Genomic DNA, 3,141 nt, shown 5'->3' on the forward strand with positions numbered 1-3,141 from the left:
CGGTCACCTCAAGGATGATCACCGCATGCGGCGCAACTTTTTGAGCGGAGAACTAGGCGATGCCGTCAACTGCCTGCTGGCCGGAGCGGCCTTCAACCTGGTCAAGCGCCTGAATCAGCTGAAAATGCTGCCGGTGATGGTCATGCTGAAGCTGATCCAGCTGGCGATGGCCTTCTTTGAAACCTGCGTAGAAAGGCTAAATGGAGTAACCCTACCGAGGGCCCACCAGCGCAGAATGGCGTTGGGAGCGATATAAGCCTAAACCAAACCGCTGAGTATCTTTTTCAGGGACGACTAAATAGAATTTAACAATATGCAACATAACTTAATAATTGCTACCTTAAAAGACACCTTCGTATGCGGATTTGGGATTTCAACAGAATTTCCATATGTGGAATTTGCTAAAAGAAGTGGAAGTGAGGTCTTTAGACTATGGATCGACTGCGAGTGGAAAATTAATCCGTCAAAGAATTATCAAAATTTAACTGAAGATGAATTTGAAATCTTAGAGTTGAATAGATTAAGATCCGCAATTTGCCAAAATATCGCATATGTAGAACGTAAGGAATTAACAATTCACTTTGATGATGGGAAAAAAATATTCTTTGATTTAGATAACACAAATGATGGGAATGAAAAAATTACGTTATATCAAATCAATCCAATAGTTAAGGCGATTTGGATTGAATATTAGGTATGGATTAGATCAAGGATATCATTCCGTAAATGCATAGGCTTGCATTAAATAATTAAAGCGATACTAAGATCCTCAGTCGCCGGCCAGTTTGCTCTACTGCGAACTACCTGAGCCCGCATTACAAAAAATAAAGGAGAAGCACTTCCGCCAACATCGCGCCAGCGACAAACCGGCGAGGGTCCGGGTGGGCGTCAATGAAGCTTTTAAGGGTTACCTTGAAGTTAGTCGAGATCGGGATGCTGGTCGGTGGTAGCCGGTCTGCGCCGGCGCACTCGTTGTGTGCAATTTGTAAAAATGACTTACGAGAAACTAACATATAGCGGAACAGATTGCAATAATTATCTGTACTTCTCATTCGATTCTGACTTCTTCGACACAGAAGTCATCACCCGAGAATTAGGAATTCAGCCAACATCGGTAATGGTAAAAGAGGACCCTGTTCCAAAGTCAACTTCTTGGAAGTACAAAATTGAGGCAGGAAACGAAATCGACTTGGAAACTCCTCTTCAAAAAATGATTGACATTTTTAAACCAAAGATTGAAGCTATTAACCGATTGAGAAATGAATTGAATTTGAAAACACGACTTCAATTTGTAATAGACATCGACGTCAATCCAGACGCTTCAACACCATATTTTGGGCTGAACAAAAGAACAATTGAATTCTTATGTAAAACCCAAACAGAAGTAGATTTTGACCTTTATAAAGTTGAAAGAACGGACTATTAAAAGGTAAAGATGAGCAACGAAAAAGACGATTTAATATCAAAAAAGGAAGGTTATGAAGCAATGCTATATTGCTTGAAAGCATACTGGGAAAGTAGTGGATCAAATGACCTGACCGATGTTTTAAGCGGTGGCGAATATTGGAAAGGATCAGATGAACCAGCAGACTCCGCATTTTGGGAATATTGGACGGATGCAATTAAGAAAGTCCGAAATGATGGGCCGATGTACAAGGAACTAAAATAAAAAACTGCACACAACACCGCGCCCAGCGTCAACCGGGGCTAGGTAGGGTGAACTTGGTCAGTGCTATTGATGTCCGGGTTCGTCCCGTCGTCAATGGCCCGAAAGCTCCCGTTGGTCGGTTTCGGTCCATGCCGCCGCGTCGCCCCTCTTGGGCTGGGTAAAGTTTTTACCTTCGGCTTGGCGAAGCCCCGGCTGCGTGGGCGCACTCGTTGGCGGAAATGCCAGAACCGACACAGTATCAACCGACAATCAGTCCAACGCTGGGGCTGACAAAAGCTACCGCGCGTCACTGAGCCCGCAGGACCGAAAAAAGCTGCCGCGAGTTACCCCGCCGCACACCATAGAAAAGCTACCGCGCACTGCTGAGCCCGCAGAACCGGAAAAAGCTGCCGCGAGTTACCCCGCCGCACGCCATAGAAAAGCTACCGCGCACTGCTGAGCCCGCAGGAATAGGAAAAGCTACCGCGAGCTACCTGACCCCCAGCCACAGAAAAGCTACCGCGCACTACAAAGCCCACAGGACCCGGAAAAAGCTGCCGCTCGTTGCTAGGAAAAAAGAGAAGAAGCACTTCCGCCAACATCGCGCCATCGTCGACCCGGCAGCAAACCCTTGCCGTTTCGGTGAGGCCCTTAAAGCAGACTTGATGCTTAGATCGATTCGTTAGCTTGGTGGTGGGGCCGGGCCGCGCCGGCGCTCCCGTTGGGCGACATGGCCCATTAAAGGGCCACGACAAAACACGCAGATTAGAGACAATCCGATTCATCTGACCCGTTTAATATCAGCGGGAAGAAAGTTAAATATCGAGATGCCTTGTGATATACTATGAGTCTACCGTTCGAAACTCAAACTGTATCATTGGAAATGCACATCAATAAGTCAAATAATACATAAGGAACTACACTAAATCATGAAGGCTAAGATTGCATTGTGTATTACGATTTTCATATTGAATTGCCAAGGATTATTATACGGCTGTGACTGTAGTACTTCAGTATTTGATCTACCAGCTATCAATGAATATAATAGCTCATCAAATAAGATCTTGTTCAAGGGCATACTAGTTGGGGCGAAGGATACATTAATTAATGGTGACTATCTTGTAGCGTACAAATACGACTCAATTACCAACTACTCAATGGAACACAACGGATCATTATTGATATTCACACCAGCTAGGCTGTGTCTGAAAAATACCTTCGGAGGAACAATCGGATAGCCCCGAGCTTCACCATGGAGAGGAAGTGCGCAGCCTTTTTCTCGTATCGCGTAGCAATTCGCCGGCACTCTTTCAACCACCCAAACATGCGCTCCACCGTATTGCGACGGCGATAGTCCACCCGGTCCAAGCTGGGTTTTGGGCCCCTTCGTCGACGCTTCTTTCCTTCGGCCAACCCCCGATTCGGAATCACCGGCCTGATGGCTCGCTTGCGTAAGTACATTCGGTTGGCGACCGAGTCGTAGGCTTTGTCCG

At 46.2% G+C, this 3,141-nt stretch carries 4 protein-coding genes and 1 pseudogene; 4 read left to right on the top strand and 1 reads right to left on the bottom strand.

What is annotated here, in order from left to right:
* The 4 genes and pseudogenes from E4021_RS18245 to E4021_RS17835 form a co-directional block, all read left to right on the top strand.
* Positions 1-256, top strand: a pseudogene (locus E4021_RS18245) (hypothetical protein); the annotation flags it as partial.
* Between the two features lie 57 nt (positions 257-313).
* The gene (locus tag E4021_RS17825) at positions 314-694 is read left to right on the top strand and encodes a hypothetical protein (protein ID WP_136460844.1); all 381 of its coding nucleotides are present in this window, start codon (positions 314-316) and stop codon (positions 692-694) included.
* Between the two features lie 297 nt (positions 695-991).
* Positions 992-1,426 (top strand): DUF4279 domain-containing protein, encoded by a 435-nt coding sequence (locus E4021_RS17830; RefSeq protein ID WP_136460846.1) that lies wholly within the window; start codon positions 992-994, stop codon positions 1,424-1,426.
* A 9-nt stretch (positions 1,427-1,435) separates the two neighbouring features.
* Positions 1,436-1,669 (top strand): hypothetical protein, encoded by a 234-nt coding sequence (locus E4021_RS17835; RefSeq protein WP_136460848.1) that lies wholly within the window; start codon positions 1,436-1,438, stop codon positions 1,667-1,669.
* A 1,173-nt stretch (positions 1,670-2,842) separates the two neighbouring features.
* Here E4021_RS17835 and E4021_RS17840 read toward each other — a convergent pair.
* Positions 2,843-3,141: transposase (locus E4021_RS17840; protein WP_168797674.1), on the bottom strand; the 299-nt coding region annotated here is incomplete at its 5' end.

The sequence above is a fragment of the Neolewinella litorea genome, from assembly GCF_004803465.1.
Taxonomy (GTDB): domain Bacteria; phylum Bacteroidota; class Bacteroidia; order Chitinophagales; family Saprospiraceae; genus Neolewinella; species Neolewinella litorea.

Excerpts from the sequence above, each read along its gene's own strand:
- E4021_RS17835 (WP_136460848.1), top strand. The coding sequence starts at position 1,436 with ATGAGCAACGAAAAAGACGATTTAATATCAAAAAAGGAAGGTTATGAA.
- E4021_RS17830 (WP_136460846.1), top strand. The coding sequence starts at position 992 with ATGACTTACGAGAAACTAACATATAGCGGAACAGATTGCAATAATTAT.
- E4021_RS17825 (WP_136460844.1), top strand. The coding sequence starts at position 314 with ATGCAACATAACTTAATAATTGCTACCTTAAAAGACACCTTCGTATGC.